The sequence below is a fragment of the Micromonospora ureilytica genome, from assembly GCF_015751765.1.
GTDB lineage: Bacteria > Actinomycetota > Actinomycetes > Mycobacteriales > Micromonosporaceae > Micromonospora > Micromonospora ureilytica.
This window is the reverse complement of sequence record NZ_JADOTX010000001.1, coordinates 6,235,509-6,253,726: the sequence shown is the minus strand read 5'-3', so window position 1 is coordinate 6,253,726 and position 18,218 is coordinate 6,235,509. Positions and strand designations below refer to the sequence as shown.

The window sequence follows — 18,218 nt, the reverse complement described above, 5'->3', positions numbered from 1 at the left end:
TGGGTAGAGACACAGACCAGACCGGGAGGGCGACGTGGGCGAGGAAAAAGGCGGCAAGTACGTCGAGCCGGGCGGCGAGTTCACCCGCGACCAGCGGTACATCGCCACCCGGATCACCGAGGATGGGCGCGACGGGTACCCGGTCGAGCCCGGCCGGTACCGGCTGGCGGTCAGCCGCGCCTGCCCGTGGGCCAACCGACTGATCATCGTGCGACGGTTGCTCGGTCTGGAGGACGCCATCTCGATGGCGGTGGCCGGCCCGACCCACGACGCCCGGAGCTGGACCTTCGACCTCGACCCGGACGGCCGGGACCCGGTGCTCGGCATCGAGCGCATCCAGGAGGCGTACTTCAAGCGCTTCCCCGGCTACGAGCGCGGCATCACAGTGCCGGCGATCGTGGACGTGCCGACCGGGCAGGTGGTGACCAACGACTACGCGCAGATGAGCCTGGACCTGTCCACCCAGTGGAGGGCGTACCACCGCGAGGGCGCCCCGAAGCTCTACCCCGACCACCTGCGGGAGCAGATCGACGAAGTCAACGCCGTGGTGTTCCGGGACGTGAACAACGGCGTCTACCGGTGCGGGTTCGCTGGCAATCAGGAGGCGTACGACAAGGCGTACCACCAGCTCTTCGACCGGCTGGACTGGCTCACCGAGCGGTTGACCGACCAGCGTTACCTGGTCGGCGACACCATCACCGAGGCTGACGTACGGCTGTTCACCACGCTGGTCCGCTTCGACCCGGTCTACCACGGCCACTTCAAGTGCAACCGGCAGAAGCTGAGCGAGATGCCGGTGCTGTGGGCGTACACCCGGGACCTGTTCCAGACTCCCGGTTTCGGCGACACCATCGACTTCGACCACATCAAGCGGCACTACTACGAGGTGCACCGCGACATCAACCCGACCGGGATCGTTCCGCTCGGCCCCGACCTGTCCAACTGGCTCACCCCGCACGGCCGGGAGGCGCTGGGTGGCCGCCCCTTCGGCGACGGCACCCCACCCCCACCCCCGAAAGAGCCGGTAGACCCGGCACACACCCCGCTGCGCTAACCGCCCCCGCCGCGTAGCGCGCCCCTCACGCTCGCGCCGATCTTGCACTTTCCGATGTCGAGATGCCCCACTTGGGCCATGTTCGTCGGGACAGAAAGTGCAAGATCGGCGCGGGAGGGCGGGGGGGTCTACAGGGCTAGGCGGACAGCTGCGGTTAGGACCAACTGCGCCAGGGATGCTGGCACCAGGACCAGCCAGCAGAGGCGTTGCAGCTGGTCCTCGCGTAGCCGGGGGTAGGAGACCCGGAGCCAGATGATCACGAAGGAGACCGCGAAGATCTTGAGCAGCGTCCAGAGCCAGCCCAGCTGGTCGTCGGCGAACGGGCCCTGCCAACCGCCCAGGAACAACACAGTGGTCAACGCGGCGATCACCACGATGCCGACGTACTCGGCGAGCAGGAAGAACGCGAACCGCAGACCGGTGTACTCGGTCATGTAGCCGAAGACCAGCTCCGAGTCGGCCACCGGCATGTCGAACGGTGGCCGGCGGATCTCGGCCAGCCCGGCGACGAAGAAAATGATCATCGCAGGTGCCTGCCAGAGCAGCCACCACGGCTGCCACGCCTCGACGATGCCCGACAGGCTGAGCGTGCCGGCCGCCATCGCCACCGACGCGGCGGCCAGCACCAGCGGCAGCTCGTAACCGAGCAACTGGGCGGCCCCGCGCAGCCCGCCCAGCAGGCTGTACTTGTTGGCCGACGCCCACGCCGACATCAGCACCGCCACCACGCCGACGCCGACCACGGCCAGCACGAAGAAGAGGCCGATGTCCAATGGTTGCCCGACCAGGTCGTTCGGACCGAGCGGGATGACCAGCAACACCAGCAGGTAGGGCACCAGGGCCACCGCCGGCGCCAGCCGGAACACCGCCCGGTCCGCCTCGCGCGGCGTGATGTCCTCCTTCTGCACGAACTTGACCCCGTCGGCGACGAGCTGCGCCCAACCGTGGAAGCCACCCGCGTACATCGGGCCGAGCCGGCCCTGCATGTGCGCCATCACCTTGTGCTCGGCCTGGCCGACAAGCAACGGCAGGGTGAGGAACGCGACAACCACGCCGCCGACCCGGAGCACCAGTTCCACCCAGAGCGGCATCAGGCCGTACCCCCGTCGTGGTCGCCCCGGCCATCGCGGCCCGGCGGGTCCGCGATCGGCTCGCCACCCGATGCGGCCGGGCCGGCCGAGCCTGCACCAGGCTTGTCAGTTGCGGTCGCGCCGGGCGCGGGCTGATCGGCCCGGCCTGCGCCGGGCGCAGGCTGGTCGGCCGGGCCAACGCCGGGCGCAGGCTCACCGGCCGAGCCAACGTCGGGCGCGGGCTGGTCGGCGGGGGCCGGGGCGTCGGCGGTGCCGGCAGGCCCGGGAGTACGCGCCGGACGGGCCCCCGGGGCGGGCCGCGCCGGACGCTCACGGGCCGGTCTGGCCGGGGTGCCGCCACGCGGGCCCTCCCCCACGCCACCTGCGCCGGCCGGGGTGGGCGTGGGCCCCCACTCGCCCGGAGCGGGGACACCGGGCGGGCGGATCGGTCGACGCCCGCCGCCGGCCTCGGACTCGCCCGGTTCCTTCGCACCCGGCCAGGGTTTGGCCACGCGGGACGCGAGCACGAACTCCTTACGCAGCGGGTGGCCCTCGAACTCCGGGGGCAGCAGCAGCGGCAGCAGTTCCCCGTGGCCGGCGAAGTCGATGCCGAACATCTCGTGCGTCTCCCGCTCGTGCCAGGCGGCGCCGGGGTAGATGTCGACGACCGAGGCGACAGTGGGCGCGCCGCGCGGCAACCGGGTACGCAGCAGCAGGCCGTGGCGCAGTCGCGTCGACCAGAGGTGCGCCACCACGTCGAAGCCCTCGGCCAACTCGTCGACGGCGGAGAGCCAGTCGAAGAAGTCGCAGGCCAGCTCGGCATCGTCACGGGCGACGGAAACCGCTGTCAGCCAACTCGCGGGCGGGACGTCGACGGTGGCCCGGGCGAACCGTTGCCCGCCGGAGACCGACGGGGTCGCCTCGACCGGCGCGAGCAGCGCGACCAGTCGAGCGCCGACCTCTTCGGGAGTCATGCCGCTGATCCTAGTGCCGGCCGGCCCCGCGCCTGGCCGCCGCCGATCCCCGGCGATCTGCCGGCTTTGCGCGCGGCGCACGTCTCGGCGGGGAAAGATGAGGGCGTGCGCGCTGTGACAGTGAGACCAGGGGTCGCCAACTCGCTGAGCCTCGTCGAGGATCAGCCGGAGCCGGCTGCCGAGGAGGGTTCTGTCCTGGTCGAGGCGCTGGCGGTGGGGATCTGCGGCACCGACCACGAGATCATCGCCGGGGAGTACGGCGAGGCGCCGCCGGGTGCGGACCGCCTGGTCATTGGGCACGAGTCACTGGGTCGGGTGATCGAGGATTCCAGCGGCACCCTGCGACCCGGTGACCTGGTGGCCGGGATCGTCAGGTATCCCGATCCGGTGCCCTGCTCGAACTGCGCGGTAGGCGAGTGGGACATGTGCCGCAACGGTCAGTACACCGAACACGGCATCAAGGGACTTGCCGGGTTCGCCCGGGACCGCTGGCGGGTCGAACCGCGGTTCGCGGTCGGGCTCGACCCGGCGCTGGCCCAGGTCGGTGTGCTGCTGGAGCCGACAAGTGTGGTGGCGAAGGCGTGGGACCACATCGAACGGATCGGGCACCGGGCCGAGTGGCAGCCGCAGACCGTCCTGGTGACCGGGGCCGGGCCGATCGGGCTGCTGGCCGCGTTGCTCGGCACCCAGCGTGGCCTCACCGTCCACGTGCTGGACCGGAACACCGAGGGGCCCAAGCCGGAGCTGGTCGCCGGGCTCGGCGCCACCTACCACACGGTGCCGGTCAACGACCTGCCCTTCGAGCCGGACGTGGTGATCGAGTGCACGGGTGCACCCACTGTGGTCCTCGACGTCATGTGCAAGGCGGCCCCGACCGGGATCGTCTGCCTGGCCGGGGTGTCCAGCGGTGGCCGGAGCATCGACTTCGACGCCGGGGCTCTCAACCGGGCGTTGGTGCTGGAGAACAACGTGGTGTTCGGCTCGGTGAACGCCAACCGCCGGCACTGGAACATGGCCGCGCAGGCACTCGCCCGCGCCGACCAGGTCTGGCTCGAGTCGCTGATCACCCGGCGGGTGCCGGTGAACCGGTACGCCGACGCGTACACCCCCGGGCCGGACGACATCAAGGTGGTGCTGGAGTTCGCGTCCTGAGCGACGCCGCGCCCGATCAGAGGCCCGGCAGCCGACCGTTGCGGAACAGGTCGACGAAGAGCTGATGGTCCTGGCGGGCGCGCACCCCGTACGCGTGCGCGAAGTCCACCAGGTGGGCGACGAAACCCGGCTCGTCGGTGTCCACCGCCGCGACGATCGCCTCCTCGGTGGAGTAGTCCACCAGGTCGTGACTGGATTCGTCGTCGGCCACCGAATGCATCCGGGCCACCGCCCGGCCAAGGTCGACGAGAACCCCGGTCAGCTCCTCCGGCTCGTTCACGTCCGACCAGTCCAGGTCGGCGGCGTACGGGGAGACCTCGGCGACGAGCTGACCGGTCCCGTTCAGCTCGGTGAAGCCCAGCCACGGGTCGGCGTGCGCCTGCAACGCCCGCTGCGACTCGGCGGTCCGGTGCCCCTGGTGCTGGAAGTAGCCACGGACCGACTCGTCGGTGACGTACCGCGCCACGGCCGGCACCTGCGCCTGCTTCATGTAGATGACGACATCGTTCTCCAGTGCCTGGGTGTGCCCCTCCAGCAGCAGGTTGTACGACGGTAGCCCGGCCGAGCCGATGCCCACCCCCTTGCGCAGCACCACGTCCTTGATCCGCGCCGCCACCGGGCGGAGCTGCGTCGAGGCGGTTGGCAGGGTGCCCAGGTAGTCCAGGAAGGCGGCGCTGACCAGGTCCCGGGTGGCGTCGTCGATCTCGAAGACCCCGTCGCCGACGGAGAAGCGTCGCTCGTAGTTGTCGATGGTGGTCTGCGCGGCGAGCAGGTCGACGCGGGTGTTGAGCCGGGCCCGCTGGAGCACCCGGCGCAGCACCCCGTCGGCGTTGTCAAGGGTGATCGAGCCGATCGCGTCGTCACCGCCGGCGGCGATGGCCCGCAGTTCGGTCAGGTACGACCGGGCGAACCCGGCCACCAGTTCCCCGATCGCCGTGTCGGAGAGCGCCTTGCCGTAGCCGAGCAGCGCCACGCTGGCCGCGAGCCGGCGCAGGTCCCAGGTGAACGGCCCGACGTACGCCTCGTCGAAGTCGTTGACGTTGAACACCAGCTGCCCGGAGGCGTTCATGTAGGTGCCGAAGTTCTCCGCGTGCAGGTCACCGTGGATCCACACCCGGCTGGTCTGCTCGTCCAGGAACCGGTCGTCGGCGAAGTCGCCGAGCTGGTCGGCGTAGAACAGCGCGGCACTGCCCCGGTAGAAGGCGAACGGGGAAGCCGCCATCTTGCGGAACTTGCGGCGGAAGGCGGCCGGGTCGATCGCCATCGACGCGCCGAACTCCTCGGTGAGCACGTCGACGATGTGGGCGGACCGCTGGTCCGCTGAGCTGCTCATAGTCCGCAGGCTAGTGCGGCCGGTCCACAACGGGGCGGCGGCCCACCGCCGTCAGTTCGCGGCGGGTGGGCGTACCGGTGGGGCGGTGAGCGAGTCCACCGAGCGTGGGGCGGCGGCCTCGCGGGGCGGGGCGTCCAGCGGCGCGGCCAGCACGTCCCGTTGTGGCACACCGCCGATGCCGGACTGCTCGGCGGCGATCTTCTCCTGAAGGCGCAGGATGCCGTGCAGCAGCGCCTCCGGCCGGGGCGGGCAGCCGGGCACGTACACGTCGACCGGGATGAGCTGGTCGACGCCCTTGGTCACCGAGTACGAGTCCCAGTAGGGGCCGCCGCAGTTGGAGCAGGCACCGAACGAGATGACGTACTTCGGCTCGGGCATCTGGTCGTAGAGCCGCTTGATCGCCGGGGCCATCTTGTCGGTCACCGTGCCGGAGACCACCATCAGGTCGGCCTGGCGGGGGCCGTGGGCGAACGGGATCACGCCGAGTCGGATGAAGTCGTGCCGACCCATGCTGGTGGCGATGAACTCGATGGCACAGCAGGCCAGGCCGAAGTTGAACACCCAGAGCGAGTAGCGGCGGCCCCAGTTCAGCACGAACCGGATCGGCTCACCGAGCACTGCCGGTAGCTGCACGACCGCCCCCTCTCCTCAGCGACAGTGAATCACAGCTGACGTCCGTACGGTCCGGCGGTGAGCGGTCTGAGCGCCCCGCCAGTTGTCCCCGAGCCGACAGCGTTCGGCGGCGATTGACGCGCAACCTACCGGCACGCTCGGTTGTGTGACCGGTGCTGGCGAACACACCGCCCGCGGCCGCCACGGGGAGGACGAGTGCTTGTGACAAGAGACGTGCGGGTGGGTGGACGCCCGCCGGACCCACCGGGAACCGCAACCTCCGCGCCGGCAGAGCTGGTCTTCGACGATTTCTACCACGCCCACTTCCGTGGCCTGGTGGTGCAGCTGACCGCGTACACGGGTGACCGCGGGCAGGCGCAGGAACTGGTTCAGGAGGCGTTCTGTCGGGCGTACGCCCGCTGGGACCGGCTCGCCGGATACGAGGACCCCCTGGCCTGGGTCCGTCGGGTCGCCTGGAACCTCGGCCACAACCGCTGGCGGCGGCTGCGGACCGCCCAGCAGTGGCTGCTGCGGCAACGGGAGACACACGTCGCGGAGCCGAGCCCCGACCGGATCGTCGTCGACGCCGCGTTGGCGAAGTTGCCGCCGAAGCAGCGGCGGGCCGTAGTACTGCACTACCTCGCTGACCTGACGGTCGCCGAGATCGCCGCCCAGGAACAGGTAGCGGAAGGGACTGTCAAGTCCTGGCTGCATCGGGGCCGGACTGCGCTCGCCACACACCTGCGCGACACCAGAGAGGAGGTGCGGGATGTCTGAGCAGGAGATTCTTGACCTCTCCGAGGAGTTTGCCCGATACCGCCGTACCGCGCTGGCGGAGGTCGAGGCGCCGGGACCTGCCGCCGTCCGACGGACGGTACGAGGCCGCGGCCGACGCCGGCTGGCCGCCAGTGCCACGACGGCGCTCGCCCTGGTCGGCGGATCGGCCGTCGGATACGCGGCGATGAGCGGCCCGGACCACCGGCCCGGTCCGGTCGAGCCGACGCCGAGCGTGTCGGCGTCGCCGACGCCGATGCCGACGAGTCCAACCCCCAGCCCTACCGGAACCAGTGCCAGCCCGACCACCCCCGTGCCGGACGGCCGGTTCAGCCGGGCCCAACTCCTGGGGGTCCCGGTGGCGCTGCCGGCATGGCGGGCCGGACCAGGCTGCCCGACGTCGCAGACGCGGCTCACCGCCGACGCCCGGGAGGGCGCGAACTGGCTCCTGGCGCTCGACCACGGCGACATCGACGGGGACGGCGCGGTGGAGACCGTGGCGCTCGTGCAGTGCGTGCTCGGCACCCGCGGGCCGATGCAGGTGGTCGCCTTCGACAGGGACAAGGAAGGAAAGGCGACGACTGTCGGCCGGGTGGTCGCGACCACCATCGACAAGCCGGAGTGGCTGTTCGCTCTGGATGTCGTGGGCGACGGCACGGTTCGCGTTCAGGTCGGTGACATCGCTCCCGGGGGTGGCTGGAACGCCAGGTGGTCACAACGGCAGTGGCGGAGCTACCGCTGGGAGGGTGACGCCTTCAGCCAGGTCTCCGGGCCGACGAGCTTCGGTCCGAACCCGAACCTGGCGGACGTCGCCGTCACCACCGGCGACCTCGTGCTGAGAACTGCGGACGACGGCTCCCGGACGGGTACGGCCACGGTGCGGATTCGTAACCGGGGCACGGGCCCGGTCACCCACGTGGTGCTGCGGTTGGGCGTGCCCGCAGCGGTGCGCGCGGACGTCGACGGGTGGGACCCGTGCGTGGGCGTCCACGACACCGTTGAACCGATCACCTGCCGCCTGGGTCGGCTGGCCGCCGGGGCGGAGATGCGGCTGGACCTGGACTTCCGGGTGCTCGAAGGGATCACGCTGAGCACGGACAAGGCGGACGTGGACGTCCAGCCGATGGACAGCGAACGTGATGTCCTGCCGGACGTCAACAGGGCCAACAACCTGGTTCAGATGACGATTACCTACGGCTGACGGTCGCCGGCCGCGTCGTACGCCACGGGGGCGTACGACGCGGCCGGCGCTCCGCTCACCACGCGGGCGCTGGCCCCGCGTCCGACCCCGCCTCGCCATTCAGTCCCCCACACGACAGTCGATTTCCTGACCCGGCCGATCGGGCCCGGCCGGTACTGACGGCCGGGCCCCTTGGCACAGGCTCAGCTGGGCGCCCAGGTGGGGCGCTGGAGCAGGCTGACGAATTCCACGAGCAACCGCTCGCGCAACGCCGATGGCGCGGCGTCGAGCAGCGTGTTCACAAGCGCCATCCGCTCCGGGAGTGGCCCCGCGTCCGACCCCGGCTCGCCGCCCAGACCGAGGCCGGCGGCCAGGCCGACGACCAGGTCCGGGGTGAGCGCCTCGGGAGTCAGGGCACCGACCAGGGCTGTCAGCTCGGCGGGCAGCCGCACCGGGCCGGCGGACCTGGCCGCGGCCACCGCGTCGGTGAGGTCCGGCCCGAACTCGGCGACCCGGGGCGCGACAGCGGCGGTCACCGTGAGGTGCACGCTGGCGGGCAGACCGGCGTACGAGAGCTGGGGTTGGGTGTGCCAGCCCCGGGCGGTCAGCTCGTCGACCAGGACGAACAGGTCGGGGCCACCCTCGGTGGCGGTGAAGCAGACCACCGTCGACTCGGGTTCGGCCATCAGCCGCAACCCGTCGACGGCACGGACCGCGTCGGCCAGGCCGGCGACCGCGTCGCGGGTGACGGCGGCCAGCCGCAGGTAACCGTCGTCGCCGAGGTGCCGCACTGTGGCGTACGCGGCGGCGATCGGCCCGCCCGAGCGGGTGGATGCGATCACCGGGTTGATCATCGTGTAGCCGGGCCAGTCGGCGTACGCGAAGTACTGCGGGGCGCGCAGGGTGGCGTCGCGGTGCAGCAGCACCGACACCCCCTTCGGCGCGTACGCGTACTTGTGCAGGTCGACCGAGATGGAGGTGACCCCGGGCACCGCGAAGTCGAACGCCGGCACCGGCTCCCCGAGGCGGCGCAGGTACGGCAGCGTCCAGCCGCCGAAGCAGGCGTCCACGTGGCAGCGCACCCCGGCCTCGGCCGCGGCGGCCGCGATCTGCGTGACCGGGTCCACCACGCCGTGCGCGTACGACGGCGCGGAGCAGGCGACCAGCACCGTCTCCGGGCGGATCGCGGCGGCCATCGCGGCCGGGTCGGGACGCAGCGTGTCCGGGGAGACCGGCACGACGTCCAGCGCCACCCGCAGGTAGTGCGCCGCCTTGGCGAATGCCGCGTGCGCGCTCGACGGCACCAGGATCCGGGGTTCGGTGATCTCCGGGTGGGCGTCCCGGGCCGCCTTGACGGCGAGGATCAGCGACTCGGTGCCGCCGCTGGTGACGCTGCCGACGACGTCCGGGGCGGTGGTGCCCGGGCCGGCGCCCAGCACCCGGCCGGCGGCGCCGACGAGCGCGTTCTCCATGGCCAGCAGGGACGGGAACGCGGTCGGGTCCAACCCGTTGACGTGCGCGCTCTCCCGGTGGGCGCTGGCGGCCAGCTCGTCCAGCCCGGGCACCGCCGGGTCGTAGACGTACGCGAACAGCCGTCCCCCGTGGGTGGGCCGGTCCGCGCCCCGCAACTGCCGAACCTCCTCAAGAACTCGTTCGGCGGGAACCCCGGCGGCGGAAAGCGCCCCTGCCTCAACCCTGTTCTCGTCGATCATGGAGTCATGGTGCCCTTCTCGTGACGGTCAACGGCTTTCGTCCCCCAGCACAACTCCATGATCGACCCGGTCGCTGTGGGCGGTGAGGGTGTACTGGCGGAGCAGGAGGATGGGGGGAGCGATCAGGAGGGCTGGGATCAGCGTGAAACCGAGGAGGACGCCCAGCCTTGCTGTGTCGGACTGGGCCGCCGCCGAGCCGGTGTCGGAGGACACGTAGCCGGACAGCTGGAGCACAAGTCCGTAGATGCCCGGGCCGAGCGCCAGGCCGAAGGTCTCCCCGGCGGTCCACAGCCCGGTGAAGACGCCCGCCTGCCGTCGACCGGTGCGCGCCGTCTCGTGCGCGATGCAGTCCGGCAACATCGCCAGCGCGAAGACCTGCTGCCCGGCGTACCCCACACCGAGCAGCGCGACCACGAGGTAGACGGCGACCGGCGGCAGCACCGGCGCGGCGACCAGTGCGAACGCACCGACGGCGAGGATCAGTGAGGCGACGACCAGCGCGGTCCGCTTGCCCAGCCGGGCACCGATCCGGCTCCAGATCGGCATCACCAGCAGCGCCGGTCCGACGAAGCAGACGAAGAGCAGCGTCGGCCCGCTCTCCTCGTCGCGCAGGATCTGTCCCGCGAAGTAGTTGACCCCGGCCAGGATCGTCGCCACCCCGGCGGACTGCACCACGAAGCAGATCAGCAGCGCCCGGAACGGGCGGTTGGCGCCGGCCACGGCGAGCTGGGCGCGCAGGGTCGGCTCGCTCTCGCCCACCGTGCCGGTCGGCGCGGAACGGGTGCCGAGGAACGCGCCGAGGGCGCCGAGGGCGATCAGCACCGCCACGAACAGGCCCATCCAGCGGTGCCCGGCCACGCCGTCACCACCGGCGCTCACCACCAGCGGCGCGACCGCGCCGGAGACCAGGATGGCCAGCGCCAGCACCGCGATCCGCCAGGTCATCAACCGGGTGCGCTCGGCGTAGTCGCCGGTCAGCTCCGCCGGCATCGCCACGTACGGCACCTGGAAGAAGGCGAACGCGGTGGCGGTGGCGAGGAAGGCGAACGCCACGTACGCCACGGCGGCCGGACCGTTACCGAAGGGCGCCGCGAAGATCGACGCGAACAGGACGGCGAGCGCGAGGCCGGCGACGAGCAGGTACGGCCGGCGGGCGCCCCACTGCGACCGGGTGCGGTCGGAGATCCGCCCCGCGACCGGGTTGACCAACACGTCCCATGCCTTGGGCAGCAGCACCAGCAGTGCGGCCAGCCCGGCGGCCACGCCCAGGGTGTCGGTCAGGTACGGCAACAGCAGCAGACCGGGCACGGTGCCGAACGCTCCGGTCGCCAGTGAACCGAGCGCGTAGCCGGCGTGCACCGATCGGGGCAGCGAGCCGGTGGCTGACGAGCCGGCGCCCGGCGGCGTTTTCATGGGGCCGAATGTTACTCACGTTAGGACGGCGGTCACATCCCCTCATCAGGCGACCAGCCCGCCGTCGTGATGTCCACACCCTCACCGCGCAGCGGCACTCCCTCGGCCCGCAGTCGAGCCCGCGCCTCCCGCTCGTGCCCCGGCGGCAGTCGACCACTCGCCGTCACCACCCGATGCCACGGCACCGAGCCTCCGTGCCGGGCCATGATGTTGCCGACCAACCGAGCCGAGGCACGCCCCGAGCGCTCGGACAACGCGTCGGCCACCCCGCCGTACGACATGACCCGGCCCTCCGGGATCCGCTCGACCAGGTCGAGCACCGCCTCGACGTACTCGTCAGGAGTCACGATCCGCCACCATATGGGAACGCCGCCGGGAGGTGCGGCCGTGACCACGCAGAATGGTCGGGTGCGCGACGCAGTCACGACGGCCCGACGGGTCGTCGTCAAGATCGGGTCCTCCTCGTTGACCACCGCCACCGGCGGGCTGGCCGACGAGCGCGTCGACACGCTTGTCGACACCCTCGGTCGGCTCACCGCCGAAGGGCGCGAGGTGGTGCTGGTGTCCTCCGGCGCCATCGCCGCCGGGCTCGCCCCGCTCGGGCTGCCCCGACGCCCGCGCGACCTGGCCACCCAGCAGGCCGCCGCCAGTGTCGGGCAGGGGCTGCTGATCGGCAGGTACGCGTCCAGCTTCGCCCGGCACGGCCGCACCGTCGGGCAGGTGCTGCTCACCGTCGACGACGTGACCCGGCGAGTGCACTACCGCAACGCCTACCGGACGCTGCGCAAGCTGCTCGACCTGCGGGCGGTGCCGATCGTCAACGAGAACGACACGGTGGCCACCCAGGAGATCCGCTTCGGCGACAACGATCGACTGGCCGCGCTGGTAGCCGCGCTGGTGCACGCCGACCTGCTGGTGCTCCTCTCCGACGTGGACGCGCTCTGGACCGGCGACCCCACCAATCCGCACTCGACCCGGATCGCCGAGGTTCGCGACGACGCCGACCTCGCCGGCATCACCATCGGCAGGGCCGGCCGGTCCGGCGTCGGCACCGGCGGCATGGTCACCAAGGTCGAGGCCGCCCGGATCGCCACCGGCTTCGGCATCCCGGTGGTGCTCACCGCCGCCGACCTGGCCGCGCCGGCGCTGGCCGGCGAACCGGTCGGCACGCTCTTCCACCCGCAACGGCGACGCCCGACGGCCCGGCTGTTCTGGCTGGCCCACGCCACCTCGCCCCGGGGGCGGCTGCACCTCGACCCGGGCGCGGTCGCCGCAGTCGTCGGGCGCCGCAAGTCACTGCTCCCGGCCGGCATCACCGCCGTGGACGGCTCGTTCACCGCCGGCGACCCGGTGGACCTGGTGGACACCGCCGGCGCATCGGTCGCCCGGGGGCTGGTCAACTACGACGCGGTGGAGCTGCCCGGGCTGCTCGGTCGCTCCACGTCCGAACTCGCCGCGGCGCTCGGCCCGGCGTACGAACGAGAGGTCGTCCACCGCGACGACCTGGTGCTGCTGTGAGCAAGCGCCATTCCCACCACCTGAGGAGTGCTGGAATGAGTGAGCGTCAGCGTGCGAATCATCAATTCAGGGCGCTGGTGCCTCATGGCGGCACGGAGCGCAGCGGAGTGCTGGCATGAGTGTCGTTGAGCAGGCGCGACGGGCGCGGGACGCCGCCGCGGAGTTGGCAGTGGCCACGCGTACGGTCAAGGACGCCGCGCTGGTGGCGATGGCCGACGCGCTGGTGACGCGTACCCCGGAGATCCTGGCCGCGAACGAGACGGACCTGGCGGCCGGCCGAGAGGCCGGGCTGAGCGCGGCCGTGCTGGACCGGCTCGCGCTCGACGCGGGCCGGGTGGCCGGCATCGCCGACGCGCTGCGCGAGATGGCCGCGTTGCCCGACCCGGTGGGCGAGGTGGTCCGCGGGTCCACCCTGCCCAACGGCCTGGAGCTGCGCCAGATCCGGGTGCCGTTCGGGGTGGTCGGCATCATCTACGAGGCGCGGCCCAACGTGACAGTGGACGCCGCCGGGATCTGCCTCAAGTCCGGCAACGCGGCGCTGCTGCGCGGTTCGTCGTCGGCCGCGCACTCGAACGCCGCGCTGGTCGCGGTACTGCGCGACGCGGTCGCCGGCGCCGGTCTGCCCGCCGATGCGGTGCAGTTGCTCGACGCCAGCTCCCGTGACTCGGTCAAGGAGCTGATGCGCGCCCGCGGGCTCGTCGACGTGCTGATTCCGCGCGGCGGCGCGTCGCTGATCCGCACTGTGGTCGAGGAGTCGACAGTGCCGGTGATCGAGACCGGGGTGGGCAACTGCCACGTGTACGTCGACGCCGCCGCCGATCTGGCGCAGGCCGTCGCGGTGACGCTGAACGCCAAGACGCAACGCCTGTCCACCTGCAACACGGCCGAGTCGCTGCTGGTGCACGCGGGCATCGCCGACGCGTTCCTGCCGCCGGTGCTGGCCGCGTTCGCCGAGGCGGGGGTGACAGTGCACGGCTCACCCGAGGTGACCGCCCACTCCGCCGCCGTGGTTCCGGCCACCGAGGAGGACTACGCCACCGAATACCTGTCGGCCGACATCTCGGTGGCGGTGGTCGACTCGCTGGACGCGGCGGTCGCGCACATCCGCCGCTTCGGCACCGGGCACACCGAGGCGATCCTCACCGACTCGCAGAGCGCGGCCCGCGAGTTCGTGGCGCGGGTGGACGCGGCTGCGGTGATGGTGAACGCTTCGACCCGGTTCACCGACGGGGGCGAGTTCGGCTTCGGCGCGGAGATCGGCATCTCCACCCAGAAGCTGCACGCCCGCGGTCCGATGGGCCTACCCGAGCTGACCAGCACCAAGTACGTGGTAACCGGCAACGGCCACCTGCGCTAAGCGGGCGGGGTGGGGCGCGCCGCCCGGATCGCGGCCAGCGTGGCGTGCACATCGAACTGGTGACCGTCGTCGCTCTCCCAACCGCCGTCGCTGCGCTGGGTCTCGGTCAACCGGCGCAGAGCCCGCACCATGATCCAGTCCTGCGGGTCGACACCGGCGCGGCGCAGCGTGGCCGCCAGCCACGCCACGTCCCCCGGGGACATCTTCGGCATCCGCTCGGCGAGCACCACCTGGATCCGCGCCGACTCCTGGAACATCTCCTGCCGGTGCAGCACGGCCGCGCTCAGCCAGCCAGCGGCGAGGAACGACGGCCAGCTACCGTCCGGGCGCAGCCGCCCGGCGAGCGAGTGGGCCGCCGCCTGCACCACCCCGGCGTACGCCCCACCGACGCGATGGTCGAGCGGACCCGAGGCCCGAGCGTCCAGGCCGGCGACGGTTAGCCAGAAAGCGGCGTTGGCCGACACGAGGAACGCCGCCTCCGGGTCGCCGGGCCGGGCCCACTCCGGTGCCGACTCGGCGAGCGACGCGTCCTCTTCCCAACCGCCGTCGGCCTGCTGCCGGGACGCCAGCCAGTCCAGTGCGCGGCGTGCGGCGGGACGGCCGAGCGCGCCCAGGTCGTCCAGCTCGACGAGCCGGAAGCAGGTGGCGTCGATCGAGGCGACCTCGCCGCCCCAGGTGGCCGGCCAACCGCCGTCGGGTGACTGGCCGACCTCGGCCGTCTCCAGCAACTCCGCGGGCACGGGGGTGCCGTTGCGGAGCCAGGAGAGGCGGGCGCGTTCCACCGCATCCCCATGCGCCACGACGAACCCGATCGCGGCTTCCAAGTCGACCACGGCGGAGACGCTACCTGCGCAGACGCGATGCCGCCTCGGAGAATCGGCCAGCCCGCAATGGCTGCGTCGCTCCGGCCGGAGGGCCGCTCGGCGTGATCTGCGTCGATTCGCCGGGGCGGCCCGCGTGGGCCACCCCGGCGCGATCGCTCAGTACGCGGGCAGCGACGGGTCGATCTGCTTGATCCAGGAGAGCACGCCGCCCTGCACGTGCACGGCGTCCTTGAATCCGGCCGCCTTGAGCGCGGCGAGCGCCTCCGCCGAGCGGACGCCGGACTTGCAGTGCAGCACGATCTGCCGGTCCTGCGGCAGCTTCGCGAGGGCCTCGCCGGAGATGATGTCGCCCTTGGGGATCAGGGTGGCGCCGGGGATCTGGACGATCTCGTACTCGGCCGGCTCGCGCACGTCGACGAGGAAGATGTCCTTGCCGGCGTCCTGCCACTCCTTGAGCTCAAGGGCGGTGATGGTCGAGTCGAGCGTCGCCTCCTGGGCCTCCTCGGAGACCGCGCCGCAGAAGTCCTCGTAGTCTTCCAGCAGGTCGGTGACCGTCGGGTTGTCGCCGCAGAGCGCGCAGTTCGGGTCCTTGCGGACCTTGATCTTGCGGTATTCCATCTCCAGGGCGTCGTAGACCATCAGGCGGCCGACCAGCGGCTCCCCGATGCCGGTGAGCAGCTTGATCGCCTCGTTCACCTGGATCGAGCCGATCGACGCGCAGAGCACCCCGAGCACGCCGCCCTCGGCGCAGGAGGGGACCATGCCGGGCGGCGGCGGCTCCGGGTAGAGGCAGCGGTAGCAGGGGCCGTGCTCGGCCCAGAACACCGACGCCTGGCCGTCGAAGCGGTAGATCGAGCCCCAGACGTACGGCTTGCCTAGCAGCACCGCCGCGTCGTTGACCATGTAGCGGGTGGCGAAGTTGTCGGTGCCGTCGACGATCAGGTCGTACTGGGCGAAGATCTCGCGGACGTTCTCCCGGTCCAGCGCGGTGTTGTGGATCTCCACGTTGACCAGGGGGTTGATCTCGCGGATCGACGCGGCGGCGGACTCGGCCTTGGACCGGCCGATGTCGGACACGCCGTGGATGATCTGGCGCTGGAGGTTGGACTCGTCGACGGTGTCGAAGTCGATGATGCCGAGCGTGCCGACCCCGGCCGCGGCGAGGTACATCAGGGCTGGCGACCCGAGGCCACCGGCGCCGACACAGAGCACCCGGGCGTTCTTCAGCCGCTTCTGGCCGGTCACCCCGACGTCCGGAATGATCAGGTGACGTGAGTAGCGGCGGATCTCGTCTACGGTCAGCTCGGCGGCGGGCTCGACGAGCGGGGGCAACGACACGGTGGACTCCCCGGGATCGGCGGTGTGAACCGCGCCATTGTTGCTCGCGGGAGCCCCGCTCGGCCATGAGGGATGACACGTGGTCCGGTATGCGGGAGCGGGAATAACCGACGACCCGGCCGATCAGGGGACGATGTCCCCCGCGTAGCGACGGCCGTCGAGGTAGGGCCAGGCGTTGGCGACGCAGCCATGCAGGCCGTACGTCTGCTGCTGCATCACCGGGGCGGGCTCCCCCGGGTCGGGGCACGCCTCGTGTTCCTCGCCGAACTCGTGGCCCACCTCGTGGTTGATGACGTAGGTCCGGTAGGTGTCCAGCGGAGCGCCGTAGTCGGGGACCGCCTCCATCCAGCGGGCCAGGTTGATGATGACCTGACCGGGCAGGCGACAGGAGGTGTAGCGCTCGGTGGTCAACCCGCCCTCGGCGCACATCCGCTCGGACGTGACCGGGGTGGCCAGGTAGATGGTGAAGTCGGCGGCACCGGCGTCGGCCACCCGTTGCACCCGCAGCTCATCTGACGCGATCCAACTGCGCGGGTCGGCCAACACCTCGTCCACCCTGGCGGCGAACACGTCGGGGTCCTGGCCGGCGCCGCGTTCGACGACGACCCGGTAACGGCGCAGTGGCCCGTCCGTGCCGTGCACGGGTGTCTCGCCGTCGGCCGCGGTGAAGCGTCCCGCGCCGACCGACGGGTAGGTGCTGGGCGCCGGGTGCGCGGCCACCCCACCGCCGTGGCCCATTCCGCCCTGGGTGGCGGCCGGCGGCTCGTCCGGCGGCTCGCCGCCCCGGCTCACCGTCACGCCGATGGCGGCGGCGAGCACGAGTAGGCCGAGCAGCATGCTGCGGCGACGACGCCTGTGCATCCGAACGAGCGCGGGACGCACACCCCGGAAGGCCGACCGGGGGCCGGGCGGCCGGGGCGGGCCGTAAGGGGACGACGGCGTCATGACATCAAGCGTGCCAGATTATTCGGGCATTTCTCCATTTTTATCGCTATTGCCGCAAGACGCCTGATGGAGGGGTCAATGATCGGCGTGTCGAGCCGATCGGCTCAGAGGGCGGGGCCGGCGTAACGACGCCCGCCGACGTACGGCCACGGGTTGACCCGGCACCCGTCGAGGAAGAGCGTCTGCTGCATCATCACCGGCGCCGGCCGGCCCGCACCGGGGCAGCGCTCATGCCGATGCCCGAGCTGGTGACCCACCTCGTGATTGACCACGTACGTCCGGTAGACCGACAACGGCACACCGGCCGAGACGAAGTGCGGCACCGACAACCGCCACCGATCCAGGTTGATGATCACCTTGCCGGGCGCCCGACAGGACGTGTACGGCCGGCCACCCACCCGAATGTCCACCCCACCCTCGGCGCACATCCGACCCGCCGTGCGGGCGGTGGCCAGGTAGACGGTGAAATCGCGAGGCGCGGCCCCGGGCACCTGCTGCAGCCGCAGCCGGCCGCTGTCGACCCAACTGCCCGGCCCGGCGAGCGCCGTCTGAACCGCCTGGGCGAACTCGGCGGCGTCCTCGTCACTGCCCGACTCCACAGCGACCCGGTAACGCCGCAGCTCACCCGCCCGACCCAGCACCGGGCCGGAGCGAGCGTCATAGCCGAACCTGCCCGTGCCGGCGCTCGGAACCGCGCCGGGCACCCGCAACAGCGGGGGCGGACTGGACGGGACCACGTCGGAGGGCGAGGGGTCGGCCGACGGCGGCAGCGGCCCGGCGACCAGCGGCGGCGGCGCGCCGATCTGCTCCACAGCCAACCGGTCGGCGGCGGGGTGCCCACCCTGCCCCTCGGCGATCACGGTCACCGCCGCGCCGACGGCCACCACCACCGCCACCAGTTGGGCGAGCAGCGCGAGACGGCGCCGACGGCGAACAGGATGGCGTGCTGAGCTGGGCATCCA

Annotated in this window: 16 protein-coding genes and 1 pseudogene; 6 read left to right on the top strand and 11 right to left on the bottom strand. The window is 71.8% G+C overall.

Annotation, left to right across the window (positions count from 1 at the left end; all coding sequences use genetic code 11):
* Positions 1-34: 34 nt before the first annotated feature.
* Entirely contained in the window at positions 35-1,054 is a 1,020-nt protein-coding gene (locus tag IW248_RS28690) for a glutathione S-transferase family protein (protein ID WP_196929442.1), read from the top strand.
* Positions 1,055-1,182: 128 nt separating this feature from the next.
* On the opposite strand, the gene IW248_RS28685 is transcribed toward IW248_RS28690, so the two are convergent.
* Both IW248_RS28685 and IW248_RS33315 read right to left on the bottom strand, forming a co-directional pair.
* The gene (locus tag IW248_RS28685; protein ID WP_196929441.1) at positions 1,183-2,145 is read right to left on the bottom strand and encodes a complex I subunit 1/NuoH family protein; all 963 of its coding nucleotides are present in this window, start codon (positions 2,143-2,145) and stop codon (positions 1,183-1,185) included.
* A 356-nt stretch (positions 2,146-2,501) separates the two neighbouring features.
* Positions 2,502-3,098, bottom strand: a pseudogene (locus tag IW248_RS33315) (NADH-quinone oxidoreductase subunit C); the annotation flags it as partial.
* Between the two features lie 105 nt (positions 3,099-3,203).
* Between IW248_RS33315 and IW248_RS28675 the strand changes: the two are divergent.
* Positions 3,204-4,250: a glucose 1-dehydrogenase gene (locus IW248_RS28675; protein WP_196929439.1), complete on the top strand. Its 1,047-nt coding sequence runs from the start codon at positions 3,204-3,206 to the stop codon at positions 4,248-4,250.
* A gap of 16 nt (positions 4,251-4,266) precedes the next feature.
* Here the strand turns inward: IW248_RS28675 and IW248_RS28670 are convergent, their stop codons facing one another.
* Entirely contained in the window at positions 4,267-5,583 is a 1,317-nt protein-coding gene (locus tag IW248_RS28670; protein ID WP_196929438.1) for a DUF2252 domain-containing protein, read from the bottom strand.
* A 51-nt stretch (positions 5,584-5,634) separates the two neighbouring features.
* Complete coding sequence (locus tag IW248_RS28665) at positions 5,635-6,216, bottom strand: NADH-quinone oxidoreductase subunit B (RefSeq protein WP_196929437.1); 582 nt, start codon at positions 6,214-6,216, stop codon at positions 5,635-5,637.
* A gap of 195 nt (positions 6,217-6,411) precedes the next feature.
* Here IW248_RS28665 and IW248_RS28660 point away from each other — a divergent pair, with 195 nt between their 5' ends.
* Positions 6,412-6,972, top strand: coding sequence for an RNA polymerase sigma factor (locus IW248_RS28660; protein WP_196929436.1), 561 nt, complete (start codon positions 6,412-6,414; stop codon positions 6,970-6,972).
* On the top strand, positions 6,965-8,170 hold the full coding sequence (locus tag IW248_RS28655) for a hypothetical protein (protein ID WP_196929435.1): 1,206 nt from the start codon (positions 6,965-6,967) through the stop codon (positions 8,168-8,170). Before IW248_RS28660 ends, IW248_RS28655 begins: the two co-directional genes overlap by 8 nt.
* 182 nt (positions 8,171-8,352) lie before the next feature.
* Here the strand turns inward: IW248_RS28655 and IW248_RS28650 are convergent, their stop codons facing one another.
* Genes IW248_RS28650 through IW248_RS28640 form a run of 3 tightly spaced genes read right to left on the bottom strand, consistent with a single transcriptional unit; the run spans position 8,353 to position 11,621 of the window.
* Complete coding sequence (locus IW248_RS28650; RefSeq protein WP_196929434.1) at positions 8,353-9,861, bottom strand: pyridoxal phosphate-dependent decarboxylase family protein; 1,509 nt, start codon at positions 9,859-9,861, stop codon at positions 8,353-8,355.
* Between the two features lie 27 nt (positions 9,862-9,888).
* A complete protein-coding gene (locus IW248_RS28645; RefSeq protein ID WP_196929433.1) occupies positions 9,889-11,274 on the bottom strand; it encodes an MFS transporter in 1,386 nt (461 codons plus the stop codon).
* Between the two features lie 32 nt (positions 11,275-11,306).
* Entirely contained in the window at positions 11,307-11,621 is a 315-nt protein-coding gene (locus IW248_RS28640; protein WP_196929432.1) for an MGMT family protein, read from the bottom strand.
* A gap of 13 nt (positions 11,622-11,634) precedes the next feature.
* Here IW248_RS28640 and proB point away from each other — a divergent pair, with 13 nt between their 5' ends.
* Positions 11,635-12,792, top strand: coding sequence for a glutamate 5-kinase (gene proB / locus IW248_RS28635; RefSeq protein WP_196929431.1), 1,158 nt, complete (start codon positions 11,635-11,637; stop codon positions 12,790-12,792).
* A gap of 115 nt (positions 12,793-12,907) precedes the next feature.
* Entirely contained in the window at positions 12,908-14,149 is a 1,242-nt protein-coding gene (locus IW248_RS28630; protein ID WP_196929430.1) for a glutamate-5-semialdehyde dehydrogenase, read from the top strand.
* Here the strand turns inward: IW248_RS28630 and IW248_RS28625 are convergent.
* From IW248_RS28625 to IW248_RS28610, 4 genes are all read right to left on the bottom strand, one after another.
* A complete protein-coding gene (locus IW248_RS28625) occupies positions 14,146-14,982 on the bottom strand; it encodes a prenyltransferase/squalene oxidase repeat-containing protein (RefSeq protein WP_196929429.1) in 837 nt (278 codons plus the stop codon). The two genes, IW248_RS28630 and IW248_RS28625, sit on opposite strands and share 4 nt — an antisense overlap.
* A 147-nt stretch (positions 14,983-15,129) precedes the next feature.
* The gene (gene moeZ / locus IW248_RS28620) at positions 15,130-16,311 is read right to left on the bottom strand and encodes an adenylyltransferase/sulfurtransferase MoeZ (protein ID WP_196919866.1); all 1,182 of its coding nucleotides are present in this window, start codon (positions 16,309-16,311) and stop codon (positions 15,130-15,132) included.
* A 123-nt stretch (positions 16,312-16,434) separates the two neighbouring features.
* On the bottom strand, positions 16,435-17,172 hold the full coding sequence (locus tag IW248_RS28615) for a DUF3152 domain-containing protein (protein ID WP_231396474.1): 738 nt from the start codon (positions 17,170-17,172) through the stop codon (positions 16,435-16,437).
* A gap of 188 nt (positions 17,173-17,360) precedes the next feature.
* Positions 17,361-18,215, bottom strand: coding sequence for a DUF3152 domain-containing protein (locus IW248_RS28610; RefSeq protein WP_196929427.1), 855 nt, complete (start codon positions 18,213-18,215; stop codon positions 17,361-17,363).
* Positions 18,216-18,218 lie beyond the last annotated feature (3 nt).

Bases quoted from the DNA above. Each gene is read 5' to 3' on its own strand.
- IW248_RS28670 (WP_196929438.1), bottom strand. From the start codon at position 5,583: ATGAGCAGCTCAGCGGACCAGCGGTCCGCCCACATCGTCGACGTGCTC.
- IW248_RS28630 (WP_196929430.1), top strand. From the start codon at position 12,908: ATGAGTGTCGTTGAGCAGGCGCGACGGGCGCGGGACGCCGCCGCGGAG.
- IW248_RS28610 (WP_196929427.1), bottom strand. From the start codon at position 18,215: ATGCCCAGCTCAGCACGCCATCCTGTTCGCCGTCGGCGCCGTCTCGCG.
- IW248_RS28615 (WP_231396474.1), bottom strand. From the start codon at position 17,172: ATGCACAGGCGTCGTCGCCGCAGCATGCTGCTCGGCCTACTCGTGCTC.
- IW248_RS28650 (WP_196929434.1), bottom strand. From the start codon at position 9,861: ATGATCGACGAGAACAGGGTTGAGGCAGGGGCGCTTTCCGCCGCCGGG.
- proB (WP_196929431.1), top strand. From the start codon at position 11,635: ATGGGAACGCCGCCGGGAGGTGCGGCCGTGACCACGCAGAATGGTCGG.
- IW248_RS28655 (WP_196929435.1), top strand. From the start codon at position 6,965: ATGTCTGAGCAGGAGATTCTTGACCTCTCCGAGGAGTTTGCCCGATAC.
- IW248_RS28645 (WP_196929433.1), bottom strand. From the start codon at position 11,274: ATGAAAACGCCGCCGGGCGCCGGCTCGTCAGCCACCGGCTCGCTGCCC.
- IW248_RS28685 (WP_196929441.1), bottom strand. From the start codon at position 2,145: ATGCCGCTCTGGGTGGAACTGGTGCTCCGGGTCGGCGGCGTGGTTGTC.